Origin of the sequence: Nocardia sp. CY15 (genome assembly GCF_009829295.1) — a bacterium.
GTDB lineage: Bacteria > Actinomycetota > Actinomycetes > Mycobacteriales > Mycobacteriaceae > Nocardia > Nocardia sputi.
In genome coordinates this window covers 1-20,346 of the sequence record NZ_VUOT01000014.1, presented here as the reverse complement: position 1 = coordinate 20,346, position 20,346 = coordinate 1, and the positions used below count along the sequence as shown (strand labels likewise).

General features: G+C 65.5%; 12 protein-coding genes and 1 pseudogene. 9 read left to right on the top strand and 4 right to left on the bottom strand.

Translation table 11 applies throughout. The features are described from left to right. The first annotated feature begins 256 nt into the window (after nt 1–256). From GVY39_RS17650 to GVY39_RS17640, 3 genes are all read left to right on the top strand, one after another. The gene (locus GVY39_RS17650) at nt 257–1,261 is read left to right on the top strand and encodes a trehalose-6-phosphate synthase (RefSeq protein ID WP_159925790.1); all 1,005 of its coding nucleotides are present in this window, start codon (nt 257–259) and stop codon (nt 1,259–1,261) included. A gap of 367 nt (nt 1,262–1,628) precedes the next feature. Next, nucleotides 1,629–2,417, top strand: coding sequence for an oxidoreductase (locus GVY39_RS17645; protein ID WP_159925788.1), 789 nt, complete (start codon nt 1,629–1,631; stop codon nt 2,415–2,417). Between the two features lie 468 nt (nt 2,418–2,885). Next, complete coding sequence (locus GVY39_RS17640) at nt 2,886–3,458, top strand: EF-hand domain-containing protein (RefSeq protein ID WP_159925786.1); 573 nt, start codon at nt 2,886–2,888, stop codon at nt 3,456–3,458. 184 nt (nt 3,459–3,642) lie between these two features. On the opposite strand, the gene GVY39_RS17635 is transcribed toward GVY39_RS17640, so the two are convergent. Then, nucleotides 3,643–10,317 (bottom strand): type I polyketide synthase, encoded by a 6,675-nt coding sequence (locus GVY39_RS17635; protein ID WP_159925784.1) that lies wholly within the window; start codon nt 10,315–10,317, stop codon nt 3,643–3,645. A gap of 191 nt (nt 10,318–10,508) precedes the next feature. On the opposite strand from GVY39_RS17635, the gene GVY39_RS17630 reads away from it, so the two are divergent. From GVY39_RS17630 to GVY39_RS17620, 3 genes are read left to right on the top strand one after another with little or no spacing between them, the layout of a single operon-like run. Next, on the top strand, nt 10,509–11,606 hold the full coding sequence (locus GVY39_RS17630) for an AMP-binding protein (RefSeq protein WP_159925782.1): 1,098 nt from the start codon (nt 10,509–10,511) through the stop codon (nt 11,604–11,606). Next, nucleotides 11,606–12,991, top strand: coding sequence for an aldehyde dehydrogenase family protein (locus tag GVY39_RS17625; protein WP_159925780.1), 1,386 nt, complete (start codon nt 11,606–11,608; stop codon nt 12,989–12,991). Before GVY39_RS17630 ends, GVY39_RS17625 begins: the two co-directional genes overlap by 1 nt. Nucleotides 12,992–13,015: 24 nt before the next feature. Continuing rightward, nucleotides 13,016–14,002, top strand: a complete 987-nt coding sequence (locus GVY39_RS17620; protein WP_255466201.1) for an aldo/keto reductase — start codon at nt 13,016–13,018, stop codon at nt 14,000–14,002. A gap of 10 nt (nt 14,003–14,012) precedes the next feature. On the opposite strand, the gene GVY39_RS17615 is transcribed toward GVY39_RS17620, so the two are convergent. Further along, complete coding sequence (locus tag GVY39_RS17615; protein WP_159925776.1) at nt 14,013–15,245, bottom strand: cytochrome P450; 1,233 nt, start codon at nt 15,243–15,245, stop codon at nt 14,013–14,015. A 17-nt stretch (nt 15,246–15,262) separates the two neighbouring features. After that, entirely contained in the window at nt 15,263–16,360 is a 1,098-nt protein-coding gene (locus tag GVY39_RS17610) for an SDR family oxidoreductase (RefSeq protein ID WP_159925774.1), read from the bottom strand. Nucleotides 16,361–16,849: 489 nt separating this feature from the next. Between GVY39_RS17610 and GVY39_RS17605 the strand changes: the two genes are divergently transcribed. The 3 genes and pseudogenes from GVY39_RS17605 to GVY39_RS34445 all read left to right on the top strand — a co-directional run. Further along, a complete protein-coding gene (locus tag GVY39_RS17605) occupies nt 16,850–17,554 on the top strand; it encodes a hypothetical protein (RefSeq protein WP_159925772.1) in 705 nt (234 codons plus the stop codon). Between the two features lie 264 nt (nt 17,555–17,818). Next, the gene (locus tag GVY39_RS17600) at nt 17,819–18,025 is read left to right on the top strand and encodes a hypothetical protein (RefSeq protein WP_159925770.1); all 207 of its coding nucleotides are present in this window, start codon (nt 17,819–17,821) and stop codon (nt 18,023–18,025) included. Then, nucleotides 18,003–18,624, top strand: a pseudogene (locus GVY39_RS34445) (transposase); the annotation flags it as partial. The gene GVY39_RS17600 and the pseudogene GVY39_RS34445, both read left to right, overlap by 23 nt. A 211-nt stretch (nt 18,625–18,835) precedes the next feature. Here GVY39_RS34445 and GVY39_RS17585 read toward each other — a convergent pair. After that, on the bottom strand, nt 18,836–20,035 hold the full coding sequence (locus GVY39_RS17585; protein WP_195139422.1) for a cytochrome P450: 1,200 nt from the start codon (nt 20,033–20,035) through the stop codon (nt 18,836–18,838). Nucleotides 20,036–20,346: the final 311 nt, after the last annotated feature.

Sequence of the window (20,346 nt, the reverse complement as noted above, 5' to 3'; positions counted from 1 at the left end):
AGCCACCTGTCCAGCGCACCGCACCGGACACCCCGAGTCAGGTCGGTAGTTTCTGATCGCGGGAGAGAAGCCTGTTGGAGGCGGGGCCGAGGCTGGGCACGCTCGGCCGCTGTGAACTGGACTGCCGCTGATCAAGCCTTGTTAAGCATGGTGTGGCCAGAGATCAGTCATAGCTGGCGATGAGGTGGTTGATCTCTACGGCAACCCAGCAACCCCTCCGTGTCGCATCCGCACATCGGCTCCTTGAAAGCGATGTTTGAGCGCATATCGCCTGCGCATCGGACTGTTCCACCACACTCCGTTCCCACCGCCGGAGGTGTTCGCTGCCCTGCCCGCCGCAGACGAAATCCTCTGCTCGCTCGCGAAGTTAAATTGGGCTGGTTTTCACACCGATGCCTTCGCCGACAACTTTCGACAAACTCTGGTCGGCCAGCCCGCACTGCCAGCCTTGGGTGTGCATCCGCTGGGTATCGACCGTCCAGCCATCGAAGCACTCGCCCGCAGCCGCGCCTCGCGCATACGACCGAGCCGACACGCATTGGTGCTCTCTGTCGAACGTCTCGACTACACCAAAGCCCCTGTACACAAAGTCGACGCCATAGCGGCGTTGCTCGACCACCGCCCGGACCTGCACGGCCGACTGGTGTTCCGGCTCGTCTGCCCACCACCGGAACCAGGCATTTCCGCATACGACACCACTCGCCGCACTCTCGAGCGACGCACCACCGAGATCAACGACGCCTGGCGTGTCGGCAGTTGGCAACCAATCGACTATATCCCGCATAATCTGCCGCTCCCGGAGGTGATCGACCACTACCTGGCCGCGGACGTGTTCTGGGTAACGTCCCTGCAGGACGGCATGAACCTGACTGCGAAGGAATTCATCGCCGCCCAGTCGGCGGTGACCGGACCCGGCTTCCGCCCCGGGGTGCTGGTGCTGTCCCGCTACGCCGGTGCCGCAACCGAACTCGGCGACGCCGCCCTACTCGCCGACCCGAATTCCCCCGAGGACCTCACCACCACGCTGGCCCGCGCCCTGTCCCTCGACCGCACCGAGCGCCGCACTCGCGCGAAACGTCTGTCCCGCCTCTTGGGCCACGACCGGCCCATCGACCGGGCAACCCGCATCATCGCCGCCATCCGCGCCCACACACCCGGCCCGGCCGCAGTGCGGATCACCTGTGGCGCAAGTCAGCGCCATGAGCCGCACCTACTGCCACGACCGAGTGGCCGACCTGGAACCACGGTTGGCACTGGATGACTACGTAGCGCTGCTTATGGAGAACCGGCTGACCGTCGTCGACACCGCTGACCTGTCCGACCGGATGAGCGAACGTGTTCCAGAGCCAGTCGCTGGCCGCTGTCATGCGGATCCGGTAGCCGCGGCAGCGGCGATTGGGACACGACTACATGTGTGCATCACCCCAGTTACTGGGCCGGGGCACTACATGCGGTGCCGAATTATTCGGTATGCCAACGTATTTCGTCCGACTTTGCCGATCTCGATTGAGGTATTCGGATATCATCCCCGCATGCTGCCCGGCCTACCCCGGGCCGACCCGAAGCGGCGGTGCGGCTGAGCCCGGCGCCGGCTACCTTCGACTGGCAGTTCAGGAAGGAGAATCTGCATGGATCTCGAATTGACCGGCAAGACAGCAGTTGTCACCGGAGCCAGCCGCGGTATCGGATTGGCCATAGCCGAGGCATTGACTGCCGAAGGCGTGCGGGTCGTCGGTGGCGCCCGCACCATCACACCTGAACTGGAGAAGGTAAGTATCGCTGCGGTGTCAGCTGATCTGAGCACTGCGGAGGGAGCGACGCGGCTGATCGACGGTGCACTCGCCGAGCTCGGCGGTATCGACATCCTGGTCAACAACGTGGGCGCGGGTGATGCGGATCTGCTGGGGCTGGGCGGCTTTCTCGATGTCACCGACGATCAGTGGCGAAATCTGTTCGACCTCAATCTGTTCAGCGCCGTATGGGCCACCCGGGCAGCACTGCCTAGCCTACTGCAACGGCGTGGATCGATCGTGAACATATCCTCGATTTTCGCCCAAACCCCTACTCCCGGCCCAATCGGCTACAGCGAGGCCAAGGCCGCGCTGACTGCCCTCAGCAAACGACTCAGCGACGAGTTCGGCCCGCACGGGGTGCGCGTCAACACCGTATCGCCTGGTGTGGTGGGTAGTCCGCTGTGGCGCGGTCCGGAAAGCTTCGGAACAAACGTCGCTGCTGCACAGGGTATTTCTCATGCCGAACTACTGGAGAACCTCGGTGATATTTTCAATATCGCCTCCGGCCGGATCTCCGAGCCGGAAGAGGTCGCGGCACTGATCGCCTTCCTCGTTTCCGATAAGTCTGCCAATATCGTGGGGGCGGACTTCGTCATCGACGGCGGCACCATCAAGACTGTCTGACACCCGCACGAGCCGACCGAGGCCGGTGCAGCGGCGTCTCTGCTATATGCGCGTGCCCGGTTGCGGGACCAACCGCTCGGCGCCATCCCATGGCCATGCGGCCTTGTCGCTACGGATGAGGGTAGTGCGGTAGCCGTGCTGACCGGCTCGATCTGGCAGATTTGTCGGTGTCCGGCGGAGCGTTGATACACCACGTCATTCGCGGTGGTCCGCGGTGTGTTCTTTTCGGTGTCGCGGCCGCCGCTGGTGTGTCAGTGTCGGTGACGCGGGATCCGTTGAGGGAGTTCGTCTTCGGAGAGTCAGCACGGAGCGTGAGTCGGCGGTTGCCGAGATGGTTGATACCACAGCTGTGGACCCGGTGATTCCGGCATTTCTCCCCGAGCACGCCTAGCCGCTCGATATGCTGGACCTGCACTCGGTCGTGTCAGGACGAGTCCGCTTCTCGGCTGTAATGTCAAGAGAGAAAGAGTGTTCAGGAACATGATCTCTGATTTTCTCGACCGCAAACTCAGCAAGCGCTTCCATGCCTACGACGTGAATGGGGACGGTGTTATCGAGCGCGGCGACTTCGCCCTCGCGGTGGAACGTATGGGACAGGCCTTCGGACGGGAACCCGATGACCCCGAGATGCAGCGGGTCGCGGAGTTGAATTTCGCTGTGTGGGATCGACTGGTCGCTCATTGCGACGCGAACAGCGACGGGAAGGTAAGCGAAGAAGAGTTCAAAGAAGCATCTCTGTCAGGTTCGTTGGAGACGGTCGACTCGTTCGAAGAAGACTACCTTCCCCTGATCAACGCGGCTCTGGACATCGCGGACGCCGATCGTGACGGAAAGCTGACCGCGACCGAGTTCACTCTGTGGGCCGGTTCACTGCTGAACCATTCGCAGCCCGAGATCGATGAAATTCTCCGTCATTTCGATCGCGACGACGACGGACTGATCTCACGAGAGGTCGTCCTCGCCTCGATCCGCGAATACTTCTTCAACGACTCGCCGGACTCGGCGGGAAGCTGGGTAGTCGATCCGTCTCCCGGCCAATAATCCCGAGGATTCCGGGGAAGTCGTTTCCGCCGTTGGGCGGCCTTTTCATCCCTGCGCTCCCGGCGGCCTCCGGGAGCGCAGGGATGATTCTGTATACTCGAAATCTCACTCGCATTGCTCTGGCGCATACCTCATTCCGCGAAAAGTTTCCGAATACAGCTATCGCTGTCACCGCGGCTGTGTGTTATCGGTCTGCAGGCGCTTCCAGCACGGCATCGGCGTTGGCGTGGGGAACTTCCATCGTTTGAGAGGCCGGTGGGGTGGTAGTTCTGCTCCGCAGAAGTTCCCTGCCCAGTTGGTGTGCCAGAGCTGCGGAGTTCGGATGGTCGAACAACGCATCGGTTCCCATGTGTAGGCCGGTGATTCGGTTGAGGCGGTTACGGAGTTCCACAGTGGTGAGCGAGTCGAAGCCGAGGTCTTGGAACTTTTCGTCGGGAGCGACCGTGTGGCCGGCGGGGTATCCCAGCACATCGGCTGCCTGAGTGAGAACCAATTCCAGCACGAGACGGTGTTGTTCCGCCGCGCCGGCTCCTGCCAACCGCCGCGCCCAGGATGATGGGCTGTCGTGGTGTGCTCGCAAGCCGACAGGGAGGCCACGGCGCGGAACGAGGTCGCGCAGCAGCAGTGGTTGCTCGAGATGGGATGAGCGCAAAACGGCCAGATTCCACCGCATCGCGGCTGTCATCGCTCGTGCGCTGCCTCTGGCCGCGTCGAACAGCGTCAAGCCTTCGGTGACCGACAGCGCCACCACCCCGCCACGGATGAGACGTTGCTGCCTGATGTGGTCCACCCCGCTACTGATTCGTGAAGGCGGTGCCCACAGGCCCCAGGCCACCGAGCAGGCGGGGAGACCTTCTGCGCGCCGGTGGTAGGCCATGGCGTCGAGGAAAGTGTTGGCGGCGGCGTAGTTTGCTTGGCCCGCGTTGCCGAACAGGCCCGCGCCGGACGAGAACATGATGAATTCCGCCAGGTCCAGGTCGCGGGTGAGCTCGTGCAGGTGGATGGCGGCATCGAGCTTCGGCCGCAGTACCCGCTCCAATTTATCGGTGTCGAGCGATTCGAGTGTCCCGTCGTCCACGGTGCCCGCCGCGTGCACGACAGAACCCAGTGAGGGTATCGACGCCAGTAGTGCGGCGACTTCTTCTCGATCCGAGACATCGCAGGAAACGATGCGGATTTCGGCGCCGACCGCGGCCAGTTCGGTGGCGAGATCAGGTGCGGTTTCGGTCGTCGTTCCGCTCCGGCCGGCCAGTACCAGTCGGCGCATTCCGTGTGCGGTCGCGAGGTGTCGGGCGAGGAGAGTTCCGAGTGTGCCGGTGCCTCCGGTGATGAGCACGGTTCTCTCGGGATTCGGCTCGACCGGGACGGTCAGTACTACCTTGCCGGTGTGCCGGGCATGGCTGACGAATCGCAGTGCCTCACCTGCCTGCCGGATGTCCCAGGCGTGAATCGGCAGCGGGCGGATGGCTCCCTTCTCGATCAGAACGACGAGCTCGGCGAACTTTTCCTCGAGGCGAGCTGGTCCCAGGTCTCCTAGGTCGAAGGGTTGGTAGCTCACTCCGGGATGTTCGGCGGTGACCGTTCGAGGCTCACGGACGTCGGTCTTGCCCATCTCGATGAAGCGCCCGCCCTGGCGGAGCAGACGCAACGAGGCGTCTGTGAATTCCCGAGACAGGGCATTGAGCACTACGTCGACTCCACCCCCAGCGGTGGTGCGGTGGAAGTGTTCTTCGAACTCGAGCGTGCGCGAAGAGGCGATGTGCCGGTCGTCGATGCCCTGCTCGTACAGGGCTTCCCATTTGCCGGGGCTGGCCGTGGCATACGCCTCTGCCCCGATGTGCCGGGCCAGTTGCAGGGCGGCCATGCCCACCCCACCGGCGGCGGAATGGATGAGGACCGATTCCCCGCGCGTCAGGCCCGCCAGGTCCAGCAAGGCGTAGTGGGCCGTCAGGAAGGCGATAGGGAACCCGGCTGCCTGGGCGAATGACCAGCCGGCGGGGATCCGGACCACGGCCCGGTGGTCGGCATCGACCGATGACGCGAAGCCCCCTGAGACCACGCCCATCACTCGATCGCCCTGGACGAATCCGGTGACCCCGGTACCCACCTCTGTCACCACCCCGGCTACCTCGCGCCCCATCGTGGCCTCGCCCGGGTAGATGTCCAAGGCGATCATCACATCGCGAAAGTTGACGCCTGCCGCTCGCACCGAGATCCGGACCTGGCCCGCTCGAAGCGGACCGTGCGACCGTGATTCCAGGGTCCATCGGTCGAGATCGCCCGGCTCCGTGGGAGCGAGACGCCACGGTGAGCCGTCGGCGGGCCGCCGGAGCTCGTCGGTCGCGGTGTCCGCACGTGCCAACCGAGGCACGTAGAGTGTGTTCGCCCGGAAAGCCGACTGCGGCTGTCCGGACGCGCGAGCCGCTGCCAGCGCTTGGGGTAGGTCGGCGCCCTTCTCCACGTCGAGCAGCAGGATCCGCTCGGGGTTCTCGGTCTGCGCGACCCGGACCAGTCCCCAGATAGGTGCACAGGCAAGGTTTTCCACGCGATCTCCTGAGATGGCGGACACTGCCTCTCGGGTCACTACGACAAGTCGAGTTCCGGCGAAACGATCGTCTGCGAGCCAGGCCTGGAGCAGGTGCAGAATCTGGGCGCTCATGACGTGTGTTCGCCGGATCAGCGTGCTGTCCTCTTCCCCACCGACGTACGGAACCAACACGACATCCGGTACGGGGGTCCCCCCGGCCACCGAGAGGACGAACGCTGACCAGTCGGGCGCCGCCACGACCGAGTGTCCGTTCGCTTCGAGCGCCGCGGCCATAGGGAGTCGGTCGGGACCCAGTACGGCGTAGGCACAGTCATCGGACCACGCCCATGCGTCCGGCTCGGGGGCGCGGACCCAGTCGAGCCGGAACAGGGCTTCGGCGGCGGATTGCTTGCCCTCTCCGGCCGGCATCGACGGCCGCAGAACGAGCGAGGCGACCTCGATGACCGGACTGCCGGCCTCGTCTGTCACGGTGAGGGACAGCTCGATCGAGTCCTTGGTGTCGGTCCTCCCTGGCCGGAGCCTGGCCCGCAGCACGGACGCACCGGGTGCGTACCGATCGACGCCGCTCCACGAGAAGGGCAGCCACAGTTCGGCCGGTCCGTCGGCGAATCGTGCCACTGCGAACCGAGTCGCGTGCAGCACTGTGTCGAGTAGTGCGGGATGTACGCCGAACCCGCTCGGGGGGAGCTCCTCCGGGAGTCTCGCCTCCACATACACGTCCGTTTCCAGCTGCCAGGCGGAGCGTAGGCCACGGAACGCCGGCCCGTAGTCCATCTCACGTTCGGCCAGTTGCCGATAGAGATCGTCGAGTGGGATCGGCACGGCATTCGGTGGGGGCCACGGGGCGTCCCCAGCCCGCAGCCACGCCGACGACTCGGATGGTAGCCCGGTGGCGGGGGCCACGGTACCGGTCGCGTGTCGTGTCCATGAGCCGGGCTCGGCGACATCGGGATCGGCTTCGGGCCGAGCGTAGATGGTCAGCTGCCGGTCCCCGTTCTCGCCTGGCGGACCGACCTCGACTTGGAGCAGCACCTCGCATTCGTCGGGCACCGGCAGCGGGGCGTGCAGGATCAGCTCGTCCAGGCGATTACAGCCGAGTCGTTCGCCGGCGTGTGATGCCAGCTCGAGCAGTGCCGTGCCGGGGAACACCGCAGTGCCTCCGATGGCGTGTTCGGAAAGCCATGGGTCGGTCCTGGGTGTCAGTCGGCCGCTGTAGACGTGCCCGCCCGAACCGGCGAGTTCGACCGGAGCCGTCAACCACGGGTGGTCGGCGACAGCGGGGGTGACGGGGACGGCTCGGCGTCCGACCACCGCTCTCTCGGGCCAGTACCGATGACGCTGGAAGGCGTACGTGGGTAGGTCCACCTGCCGTGGCCGTAGCGCGGCGAAGAGGGTGTCCCAGTGCAGCGTCACACCGTGGATGTGTGCCCGGGCCAGTGCGGTCGTCATGGCCGAGGCCTCGGGCCTGCGGCGGCTCAGGACCGGGCCGAACGACTGTGCCTCGGGCAGGCAATCGCGGACCAGAGCGGTCAGCACGCCATCGGGGCCGACTTCCAGGTATCCGGTCACACCGTCGGCGTTCATCCGGCGCAGCCCATCGTGGAAGCGCACTGTCTCCCGGACGTGCCGAACCCAGTATGCCGGGGAACACGCTTGTTCCGCTGTGAGCGGAGCGCCGGTGACATTCGAGATGAGCGGGATACGGGGCGGGGCATAGGAGAGTTTCTCGGCCACCTGCCGAAATCGCTCGAGCATGCCGCCCATCCGCGGAGAGTGAAAGGCGTGGCCGACTCGCAGCCGCTGCGTCCGACGGCCCGATGCCTCCCAGTACGCGGACTGATCGGCGATTGCCTCCTCATCCCCGGACAGAACCACAGCCCGTGGACCGTTCACCGCGGCGATCGCCAACTCGTGCTCGTGACCGGCCAGTGCCTCGGCGGCTTCTTGCTCGCTCGCCGCCACCGCCAGCATCGCGCCGCCCGCGGGCAACTCCTGCATCAGCCGGCCTCGTGCCGCGACCAGCGCGCAGGTGTCCGCCAGCGAGAGCACGCCCGCGATATGCGCCGCGGCGAGCTCTCCGACAGAGTGGCCGAACAGCACGTCCGGCCGTAAGCCTGCCACCTCGAGGAGACGGAAGAGCGCGAGCTCGCAAGCCAGCAGCGCTGGTTGGGTGAAGTCGGTTCGGGCGAGCAGCGCGGCATCCGGTGACCCCTCGTCGGCGAAGACGACCTCCAACAACGGCCGGTCCAGCAATGGGTCCAGATGCGCGCAAACGGCGTCGAGGGCCTCGGCGAAAACCGCAGAGCGGTCGTACAGTTCCCGGCCCATGCCCGCGCGTTGAGCGCCTTGACCGGTGAACAAAAACGCGATCTTGGGGTCGGGCACGGCGGTGCCGAGGATCACTCCGGGCGTCTCGCGATCCTCGGCGATCGCCTGCATGCCCTCGAGGTAGCCGTCCCGGTCGGCGGCGAGCACCACGGCGCGGTGCGGGAACGCTGTGCGGGTGGTGGCCAACGTGTAGGCCACGTCCACCACCGACAGATCCGGGCGAGAGCGCAGGTGGCCGACGAGCCGATCCGCTTGGGCGCGCCGCGCGAGCGCACCCCGACCGGACACCACCCAGGGCACGGTCCCGGGCTCGGGTGCCGCGACCGGATGCGAGCCGGTGTCACCGACGGGCTCGCGAGCTTCCTCGAGGATTACGTGCGCATTGGTGCCGCTGATCCCGAACGAGGACACCCCGGCGCGGCGTGGCCCTTCGAGTTCCGGCCACGGCCGTGTCTCGGTCAACAGTGACAGCCCGCCCGCCGACCACTCCAGCGGCGCCGGTCGGTCGACGTGCAGCGTCCTGGGCAGCACTCCATGGCGCATGGCCTGTACGGTCTTGATGATTCCGGCGATTCCGGCGGCAGCCACCGTGTGGGTCAGATTCGATTTCACCGATCCGAGCCACAGCGGCCGTTCGGGGGTGCGGTCGCGGCCGTAGACCGCCATGAGTGCCTGTGCCTCGATCGGATCGCCCAGCTTCGTTCCGGTGCCATGGGCCTCGACCATGTCGATGTCGTGCGGTGTCAGGGCGGCGTTGGCCAGCGCCTGGCGGATGACGCGGCGCTGAGCCGGTCCGTGCGGGGCGGTCAACCCGTTGCTCCTGCCGTCCTGATTGACCGCCGTCCCGCGGACGACGGCGAGTACCCGATGGCCGCGTCTGCGGGCGTCGGTCAGCCGCTCGACCAGTAGCATCGCCACCCCTTCGCCCCAGACGGTCCCGTCGGCGCCCGCGGCGAACGCTTTGCATCGCGCGTCCGGCGCCAGGGCGCGTTGCCGACTGAACTGTACGAAGGGTTGCGGAGTGCAGAGGACCGTCACGCCTCCCGCGATGGCCAGCGAGCACTCGCCCGCCCGCAGTGCCTGACCGGCCAGGTGCAACGCGACCAAGGACGACGAGCACGCGGTGTCCACCGTCAGAGCCGGGCCTTCGAAACCGAAGGTGTAGGCCACACGCCCGGAGGCGACCGCGAACGAGTCGGAGGCACCCACGAATCGCCCGGCCGTGTCCGACTGCTGTGTCATCGAGTCGTATCCGAAGGTGCTCATCCCGAGGTATACGCCCGTCGGGGTAGCGCGCAGGGTGGTCGGGTCGATGCGAGCGTGTTCGAGCACCTCCCACGCGGCTTCCAGTACGAGACGCTGCTGTGGGTCCATCGCTACCGCCTCGCGGGGAGAGATACCGAAGAACGCCGCGTCGAACATGTCGGCATCGGCTAGGAAGCCGCCGTGCCGCACGTAGCAGGTGCCCGCGCGGTCCGGGTCCGGGTCGAACAGGTTGTTCAGGTCCCAGCCCCGATTCGTCGGGAAGGGGGACACGGCCGAACGTTCCTCGGTGACCAGGCGCCAGAGGTCGTCGGGGGATGCCACTGCACCGGGCAGCCGACAGCTCATACCGACGATCGCCAGCGGCTCATCGATGGCGGCGGGTGTGGCGTGGAGCGTGGCCTCGGTGATTCCGGATGCCGCCGCGTCCGAGGCCGTCAGTACGGACCGCAGATGCTCGGCCAGCGCTCGTGGCGTCGGATACTCGAAGACGGCGTTCGCCTCTATGGGAACGTCGAGCGCCTCGGCCAGGAGGTTGGCCAGCCGCACGCCGGGCAGCGATCCCAGGCCGGAGTCCCAGAATGCTCTGTCGACCGGGATGGCGGCACGCTTGTTCCCGATCGCTCGGGCGGCCGCGTCGCGGATCAGCTCGATGAGCCGCCGTTCGCCGTCGACGGAGCCGGATTCGAAGTCGGTGAGATACAGACGATCTGAGGGCACGAGCGGCTCGTCGCTACGGTTCAACGCGCACTCCCTTGGTGGGCCGGTACATCACCGATCTGTTACAGCGTTCGCTGACAAAGACTCTCGAATCACGCGATCGGGCCCTCGGACCCGCATCGCCATAGAAGAATGACTGATATCGTATCGCGTTGCCGAGTCGAATACCGTTGGTATCGAGAGGGTTTCATATGCCAAGTTTTCCGGAACCGGTGCTGGAAACGCCCATCGGAGAGACGCCCGACACCGCCGAGTTCTTGGCCGCCGCCATGCGCTGGCACTTCGGGCCGGAGACCGGCTCGACCTTCTGGCTTCAGCGCGCCGCGACCCTCGGCTTCGACCCGGTGCGCGATGTGCGGTCCCTCACCGATCTTCGACTCTTTCCCAATGTCGTCGACGAACTGCGCACGGTGCCGGTGGAGCATCTGATCCCACGTGGATACGGCGGAGGCGTCTCGGTCTTCGGTGTCTACGAGAGCGGGGGCACCACGGGCAGCCCCAAACGCCTGCCCTTCCTCGCCGACTGGATGGACCGCGTCATCACCTGGGCGATGCGGGACATGGACGCACGAGACCACCCGCGTAACGTCAACTGGCTGACACTGGTTCCGAGCGGGCCGCAACTGTTCGGCGACTGGACTGCGGAACTGGTCCGCCGCCGGGGCGGGGTCCGTTTCTGCATCAACATGGATCCTCGTTGGGTGAAGAGGACGATCGGCGCAGGCGAGACCGATATCGCGGATCGGTACGTCGATCATCTGATCGCTCAGAGTGCGCACATCCTGCGCAGTCAGCAGGTCGGGGTACTGGTATCCACGCCTCCCCTGCTGGAGCGCCTGTGCCGCGACGAGGAACTGGTCGATCTGATCAACGCCAAGGTGCGGCTGATCGTCTGGGGCGGAGCGCGAATGGATCCGGACACCCGCCGGGTACTGCGCACCGACGTGTTCCCCGGCGTGGAACTGTACGGCTACTACGGCAACGTCACTATGCTCGGCACCACGATCGAACGCCCCGGTTCCGATGACGCGCGGTGTATATTCGACACCTTCTCGCCGCACATCGTGCTCTCGGTCGTCGATACCGCTACCGGAGAGCCTGTCGCCTACGGCGAGCACGGCCAAGTGATCGTGAACCATATCAGCCGGGCCATGTTGCTGCCCAACAACTCAGAGCGCGATCTGGCCATCCGGATCGAGCCGCCGGTTGGACAACTCGGTGACTCCGTTGCCGACATCACCTCGATGACCTCCTTCGCCGGGGAAACGGTCATCGAGGGAGTGTATTGATGGCCGCCCCGGCGCAACTCGACGTGCTCGGTCCACGGGGTGCGTTCCGCGCCCTCACCCGCCATACGCTCGAAGACGTGACCGGCACACCGGCGGCGGAGCTGAGCCTGGCTCCGCCGGTGTTCGTGAGTCGCGCTCTCACCGCCCTACGCCGAGCGCCCACCCCGCCGCGGCGCGAGCGAATGGCCGCGCTGGCCCGCGCGGGTCACCTGTTCGCGGAGGCCTCTCTGGGCGGATTGTCACCTGAGGATTACCAGTACCTGGTCTGCAGGGTCAGTGGAGTACCCGCCGCGGTGGTGCGACGCGCGACGCGGTGGATCGAGAGCTGCGCCGTGGGAGCGGACCGTGCCGCGGCGGATGCGTGTCCCCGCGCGGCGGCGGGAGAGGATTCCGCCATCCGTTCCGGCTCGGAGCCGGAAACCCGGCACATCAGGTGGGCCCGGCGCGGCGATGTCCTGGCGGTCGGTGCGGCAGGCAATCACCCTGCGGTGCAATCGCAGTGGCTGGATGCGCTGGCACTCGGTTATCGGGTCGCCGTGCGGCCCTCGTGGCACGAGCCGTTCACCCCGCACCGGCTGGTTGCCGCGTTGCGGGCGGCCGGGTTCGGCGCCGACCAGGTGATGCTGCTGCCGACCGACCAGGAGGGCGTCGATGCCCTGATCGGCGGCGCGGACCTGGCCGTGGTGTACGGCCGTGACATGGTCGGTCGGTACGCGGCGGACCGTACGGTGGCCACGCACGCGGCCGGAAGGTCGAAGATCCTGCTCACCGGTGAGGACTGGCGCGACCATCTGGACATGGTGGCGTACTCCGTAAGTCATGACGGTGGCACCGCGTGCGTGAACGCGACGGCGGTCTTCGTCGAGGGTGATCCCGCGCCCTTCGCCGAAGCCCTCGCCACGCGGCTGGCGGAGCTGCCGAGTTCGCCGCCGGAGGACGATCGGGCCGTGCTGCCCGTACGCCGGCTCGAGGAGGCGCGGGTGATCGAGAAATACCTGCTGCGCCACGCGCAGAGCGTCCGGACATGGCTCGGCGATGACGGGATCGTGGATCCGTTGGGCGACGGCAGCGCTGTGCTGCGCCCGGCGGTGTTCCAGCTGGACCGGGCCGACGCCCCCCAGGCCAACCTGGAGCTGCCCTTCCCGTGTGTCTGGGTCGCCCCATGGTCGCCGTCGGACGGTCTGGCGCCCCTGCGGGACACCCTTGTGCTCACAGTGGTCACTTGCGACGACGCCCTCATCGATCGCCTGGTGGCCGAGCCGTCGATCGGCAATGTCCATGTCGGTAACCATCCGACGTGCGCGATGGAGCCGGGGCATCCGCAAGACGGGTACCTCGCCGAATTCCTCATGCGCAGCAAGACGATAGTGCAACGAAAGAGGTGATCGCCTGACCGAAAGGAGTTCTCGGTGGACACACGCCGCTTGGGTAGCTTGACCGTTGGTGCTCAGGGCCTTGGTTGCGCGGGGATGAGCGAGTTCTACGGAGTCACCGACGACGACGAGTCGGCGGCGACCATCCACCGCGCATTGGATCTCGGTGTCACACTCCTCGATACCGCCGACATCTACGGCAGGGGCGCCAACGAGGAGTTGATCGGCCGGGTGATCGCCGGGCGTCGCGACGAGGTGATGATCGCGACGAAGTTCGGTCTTGTCCGCGCCGACGACGGATACGCCAGAACTGTGCGCGGAGACGCTCGTCATGTGCGACATGCGTGCGAGGATTCGCTACGACGCCTCCGCGTGGACCATATCGATCTGTACTACCAACACCGCGTGGATCCGACGGTACCGATTGAAGAAACCGTTGCCGCAATGGCGGAGTTGGTGACCCAGGGCAAGGTCCGCGAGCTGGGCCTGTCCGAGGCCGGGACGGCGACCATTCGGCGAGCGCACGCGATCCATCCGATTGCCGCCGTGCAGTGCGAGTGGTCACTGTGGACCCGCGATCTCGAGCACGACGGCGTCCTGAGCACGTGCCGGGAACTCGGCGTCGGCCTGGTAGCGGCCTCTCCGCTCGGTCGCGGCTTCCTGACCGGGCGGTTCACCTCGGCCGCGGACTTCGGGCCGCTGGACTTCCGAAGGATCACGCAACCGAGGTTCGCCGACGGGAATCTGGAACGCAACCTACCGATCACGGCCCGATTGCGGGCGCTCGCCGACCGGTATGGCATGACCATGGCTCAGCTGGCGCTGTCATGGGTGCATCACCGAGGCCAGGACGTGGTGGCGATTCCCGGAACCAAGCGCCGATCCTATTTGGAGGAGAACGTTGATGCGGCCGGGCTAGTCCTGTCCGCTGCGGATCTCGCCGCGATCGAGGGCGCGGTACCCAGGTCCATGGTCGTCGGGGAGCGTTGCGATCCCGCGATGGCCCGTCAACTGGGCCTGTGACGCCGGCCGGTCACGCTGTCTCCCTGCGGTCGGCGCGGCATGGGCCGAAACCCACCAGCAGCGAGTCCAAGGACCGGACGGACAAGTTCTCCCTCCACCGGATCTCCTCACCGGCGAGCAGGACAACGGGCGCGACCCGGCACAGCTCCTCGAGCACGATCTCTGCCTCCATTTGTGCGAGCGTGGAGCCAGGGCAGGTGTGGATCGAATGACCGAACGCGAGGTGACGGTCGCTACCGCGTCCGATATCGAAGCGATCCGGTTCCGGGAAGGCCGAGGGATCACGGTTGGCCGCGCCGGCGTGGAAGTAGATGAGGCTGCCCTTGCCGATCCGTGTGCCCCGCAGCGTCAACTCCGCCGTGGCCATGCGGGAGATCCGCTGGACCGGGCTCTCGAATCGGAGGACTTCCTTGACCGCGTTGCGGATTCCGCTCGGGTCTCGACGCAATTGTTCGAATTGCTCCGGATGCCGCAGCAGCAGCAGTATTCCGTTGCCGATCAGATTGCTCGTGGTCTCGAATCCGGCGAAGACCATCATCAGGCAGACTGCGACGATGTCGTCGTCGCTCAGCGATGGGTCGTCGACCAAAGCGCTCAATAGATCCGCGCGCTGTTCCCCGCGCCGGGCGCGCACCAGTGGGCGCAGCAGGTCGGTCGTCTGCCGAACGGTGTCCATCGCGGCCTCCGCCCGAGGCAGATAGGCATGGGGCGCCGCCCCGAAGAAATCGACGATGTCGACAGCGCACCGCTTGAGCAACTCGACCATGTTGTCGGGTACGCCGAGGATCCTCGATGTGACGTACAACGGAAGCGGCAGGGCCAGATCCGCGATGACGTCCATGCCGCCGCGTTCCACCGCCCCACGCAGAATGGTCCGCGCGGTATCGCGTATCAGCGGTTGGAAACCGGCGACGATCGTCGGTCTCATCGCACGCGTGACCGGCGTGCGCAACCGCGCGTGCTCATGGCGGTCCAACATCAGCGGCCAACGGCGCAGCACCAGGGACAGCGGCTCGAACCGGTCCCGCTGCTCCGCGGGGAACTGCGCGAGGCGTGGGCTGATCCGGTCCGCGGAGATCGCCGGATGGGCCAACCCGAAGCGCACATCCTCATACCGAGTGACCACCCAAGCATGGAGCTGCTCGCTGAATGTCACCGGCCGGTTCTCGCGCAACCTGCCGAGTACAGGGTATGGATCGGTTCGGGCCTGAGTGCTGAGCAGATCATACGCGGCCTCCGCCATGGTTTTCCTCCTCGAGATCAAGTCCAGGAGGAGGCCGCTGGTACGGCTCTCACGCCTGCCATCAGGTAGTCGTAGTCGACGCGGACCGACGAGGAGGGCACCCCGAGCAGCGCGACGATCCGGGTGTCGTCATACCGGCGACGGTGGCTCAGCATTCCCGAAGTGGGTGTTCTGTCGAGGAACGCTTCCAGCGCGGTCCGCTCGGTGGGCGGTGCCGCTCCGATCACCAGCCGCAGCGGAGCCAGCGCCTCCATGACGTCCATCAACACCCGCACCGGGACGTCATGGCCGTGCACGACGTGGTATGTCTCCACCCGGCCGGTGTGCTCGAGGTCGGTCAACCGCGCCATGACCTGCGCGGCCCGCTCCACCGGCACGAAGTTCAGGTGCGCCTGGGGATGACCGATGGCGCGCACGACCGTTCGGGATGCCCCGCACGTTGTCGGGCAGAAGCGCCCGACGGCCGCCCGGATGGTCCGACCCAGAGGCAACAGGGGATGCGGCGGTAGACCCGCCTGCGGGGGGCGGTTCGTCACCAATATGCTGGGCCGCACCACAACAGCTGGCCGACCGTAGCGGCGGGACCACGTTCGTATCAGTGTTTCCGCCTCGAATTTCGTCTGCTCGTACGCGTTCTCGAAACCGGCCGTCCCGTCCAGTTCCGACTCGTACACCACGCCATCGCGTCGTGCGCCGGCTACGAATGCGGTGCTGACGTGGCACAGCAGGGGTTGGCGTTCCCCGGCGGACACCAGATCGAGTACGTGGCGGGTGCCGGCGACATTGACCGGGCGGAGCGCACTCAGATCGTCGTGCATTTTGATGCTTGCGGCGCTGTGCCATACGACGTCGATCGCATCGGCCAAGTCGCGGAACGCCGCGGGGGAAAGACCGAGGCGTGGCAACGACACGTCCGACTCGACTATGCGCATCCGGTGGGGCAGCGCATCGATCAGGCTACGCGGTTCCCCCACGAGCTGGAGGAATCGCGTGATGCGATCCAGCGCGGCTGGATCGCGAGCCAACACGACGAGGTCGTGATTACGAGCAAGTAGCTCGCGAACGAGGTGAAGACCGAGAAAGCCGGTCGCACCGGTTATGGCGACAGAAGACATGTCGACCTCCGCTGACAGCAAGAGCAATGTAAGACTACAGGCTCATCCGATACATGTCCTTCATTGGCGCACAACGGAATAGGACGAAAGTTCGCGCAGTCACCGTCGTCCACCTCGGCGGGCCCCCGGCCCGTGGCGGCCAGGGTCCGTGATCGCCCTGTGTGTCGTCGAGGTCACGTCGCAGACGGCTTCGGACCGACATGACCGGCGGCGAGCAAATGTCGCAAGTGTTCCGAAAACAACACCGGCGGACCCGCCATCCCGACCGGCCGGGTTACAGCATCAACCTTCCTGGACGCGGCACTAGCACCGCTGGATCAGGGCCCGACCTCTCGCGACTTCCGTGGCGCATCATTGTTGCGTCTGATGCAACCGCAAAGTACCGACCGCCTGTCGGACTAACACGCCGCAGGGCGGGCAACTGATAAACAGGATTCAGGTCATAAGATCAGCGTGCATATCCATTGACGCGCCGTGAGCGGAGGAACGATGGGTGCCGAACCGCAGCAACAAGCCGGGGAGGGGGCGCAACGTGATTCACCTGAGGAGCTGGACACCTCGCCGGGGCCACCCTCTGGCCATGGGGCCGTTTCGGAGGCCGGTTCAAGGCCGGCGCCGGAGGTTGGGTCTCGTAGTGGGCGGTATGCGCTGATTACAGCGCTGGTCACTGCCGTGATCTCGAGCTTTGTTTCTGCGGGTGCAGCTGTCTACGTGAGTATCAACGAGTCGAACCGAAGTAGTCAGCTGGCCGCATCCGAGGCGGCAAGGGAGAGTCGCCAGAAGTTGTACCGAGAGTTCCTCAGCACTCTGAACCGCTATGAGGCAGCATTGTCCGAAACCAGCCATTTGCTGATCGAGCCGACCACTTCACCAGATCTCCAAATCGAGAAGCTGGGGGAGGTCGGCAAGACCCAGATTCTGTTCGTAGACGCTTTGAACACCGTATGGATGACGGGAAGTCATGACATGTTTATGATCGCGGACCGATTTGTGACCCGTATCGCCGTTTTTAGCAGCGATCACTATGGCCCCTTCGTTAGTCGGTACATATCAAAAAACACCTACCCCACTTGGGGCGATGATGAGTGGCGAAAAGCCACATCTTCTCTGGGGAAAGCGGCTCTGGACTTCCTCGCAGACCTTGGAGAGATCACCAGCGACTTCCTGAAACAGGCGCGAAAGGACCTCGCTTGAGCGCCCCGACTGGGAGTGCAACGACTGCAACTGGCCGGAACCGGGCGAAGCTGTCGGCCACTGATCTACTACCTGCTGGCTAACCGCTTCGCAAAGACTTTGCCGAGAATTGCATGCCGCCGTCGCGACCCGCGTGGGAACGAGCCACCGCTGACGGCTGGCCACCCGTTCTGACGAATAGCGCAAGCTTCGAATACATGCACGCCACCGGTGGCCGATGGGCACGTCGCGAGCGGTAGCCGTCGCCGGTGCGCCCGACCAGGAGTGTTCGATCAGCTGCGGGTGCAGCGTCCGGAACGCATCGATCAGCCCGCAGTCGGTGGTGAGACGACGGTAGAAGTCGTATTCGAATTCGACGAAGAAGCGGTAGCGCGGTTGATGGTCGGGTTCGAGAACGTTCAGCTCGCCCAGGAACACCGTCTGGTCTCTCGGTCGCGCGGCGGCGAACAGGTGGTGGAGCGTGTTCGGTAAACCCCGCCGCGGCAGGTCCCGGCGTCCGGGTCCGGCTGTCCACGACGATCTCGTCCGCCGGAAATTCGCTGTGGATCGTCCGAACATGTTGTGGCTCAGCGATATTTCCGAACATCGCATGAACGCGCCGAGTTTGGCGAGGATGCGCGAGACGTGCACACCGGCGGTATTGGCGCTGATGAACAGTTCGGGTCGGATCGTGGGCTATTGCATCGACTTGCGAATGAAATCACGGCTCGCGGTCACCGCATTGCACAATGCCGTCGCCCGCCGTGGCGAGGTGGCCGGCTGCATCGTCCACACCGACCACGGCAGCCAATTTCGTTCCAGGCTTTTCATCCACGAGATTCCGGATGGACGGGTCGATGGGCAGGGTCGCAGCCGCGGACGACAACGCCGCGATGGAGAGCTTCTTCAGCCTGCTGCAACGCAACGTCCTGGACCGGCATCAGTGGACCAACCGTGAACAACTCCGGATCGCGATCGTGACCTGGATCGAACGCACCTACCACCGGCGCCGACGCCAAACCCGACTCAGACGTTTGACCCCGATCGAATACGAAGCGATCATGACCCCAGCAGCCCGACAGGCTGCATAACGCCTGTCACCTCATCGTGCAGCAGCCCCAACCGGGGAACAACACACTCGCTCGCCCGAGACGCGCGCGCCCGGTCTGCTGATTCTTGGGCGAGGATGGCTGGTGCCCGCCGGCGCATCGAGTTTGCATCAGCTGGGCCCAAGAACGAGGTTGGACCACGTAAGCATTCGCCAGTCGGGCTTCCGGTCAACCGTGCGACCGAGGTACCTCCTCAAAGGCGGAACGGGGTAGAGGGCGGGAACACGACCGGCAATGCTTCCAGTGCTCGGTGGAATGGGCCAGGGCGCCATACAAGAGCCTGCTTGGCGACCGCTAGCCTCAGCTCTGGGAGGGTGTCGAGGAGTTGGTCGATGACTTCCTGCGCGAGCAGGAGACCGTAGGGTCGAGCGTGAGCTGGGCAGGCGTGCGGGCCGGTGCTGAACGCCAGATTCCATCCGTTGTCCAGGAATTCGCCTGTGTTCATCGCTGGATCGGTGTTGCAGGCGGCCATGCTGATGATGACCGGCTGATTCGCTGGCAGCCAGACGTCTTCGATCAGGATTGGCTGGCGCGGATAGGTGATGCAGTAGTTCGCCATCGGCGGGTCGGTGGCCAGCCTTTCGTGGAGCGCGGTTTTGGTCGACATGTGCATGCTGTCGCCGAAGCGGGTGTCGGTGAGCATCAATAGCAGGGTGTTGGCGATGAGGTTCAATGGGGGTTCGACACCGGCCGCGAACAGCAGGACCAGCTGATGCACCATCTCCTCGTCGTCCAGCCTGGCGGGATGCTGCACCAGTCTCGTGACGACGTCGTCATCGGGGTAGGAGCGTTTGAGCGCGGTAAGGTCGAGCAGCGCTGGGCCCATGATCGCGTTCACTGTTTCGGTATCCACGCCGTCGAACATCGCGGCGCTGGCCTGCGCGACTCGCTCACCGATGTCCGGTGGACAGCCGAGCACCTGGCAGAAGACTGAGAAGACCAGCGGTTGGACGTACTGGCTCAATAGTTCGGCATTCCCGGCCTCGCAGAACGTGTTGATGATGGGGATGGCGGATCTCTCGACCATGGCGCGCAGAAGGTTCAGGTCGATCCCGTCCAGCGCGTCGGTCAAGGCAGCGCGGTAGCGTGCGTGCCTTTCACCGCTGGTGCGGATGGCGTTGGGGCGGGCCTCGATCATCGGCATGATCGGGATGCCTGCGGGTGCGGTCTTCTGCCACACGCTTGGATCGGCGGGGAAGTGGTCGTCGTCGTTGAGAATCCGCACGGCGGTGCGATAACCGATTACCAGGGTCGCGGGGACTCCTGGCCACATCTCGACCGGCACCAACGGTCCGTAGTCTCTACGCATCAGACGGTAGTGTCCGTGTGGATCTGCCGCGAATTCTGGACTGTGGATCGGGATTCGAGGACCGATGCTCTCGATCGGCGACATTGGGTCGGTCGCGGTAGCACCCTGATGCGTGTACTGCGGATACACGAAGTCTCCTTGGTTTCGGTTGCGGCAGCATACTACCCGAGACGAGGACCGCCAGCTGACCTATGTTGTTGTCTATCAACATTATTCGTCACCCATTTTGCCGTATCGGCGGTGCCTGCCCCTGGCTGAGGCTCCAACAGCAGAAGACCTAGGAGTTCTGCTACGGCCCAGTGGTGGGGGGGGGGGGGGGGGGCCCCCCCCCGCCGGGGGGGGGGGGGGGGGGGGGGGGTGGGGGGGGGGGTGGGGGGGGGGGCCGCCGGGGGGGG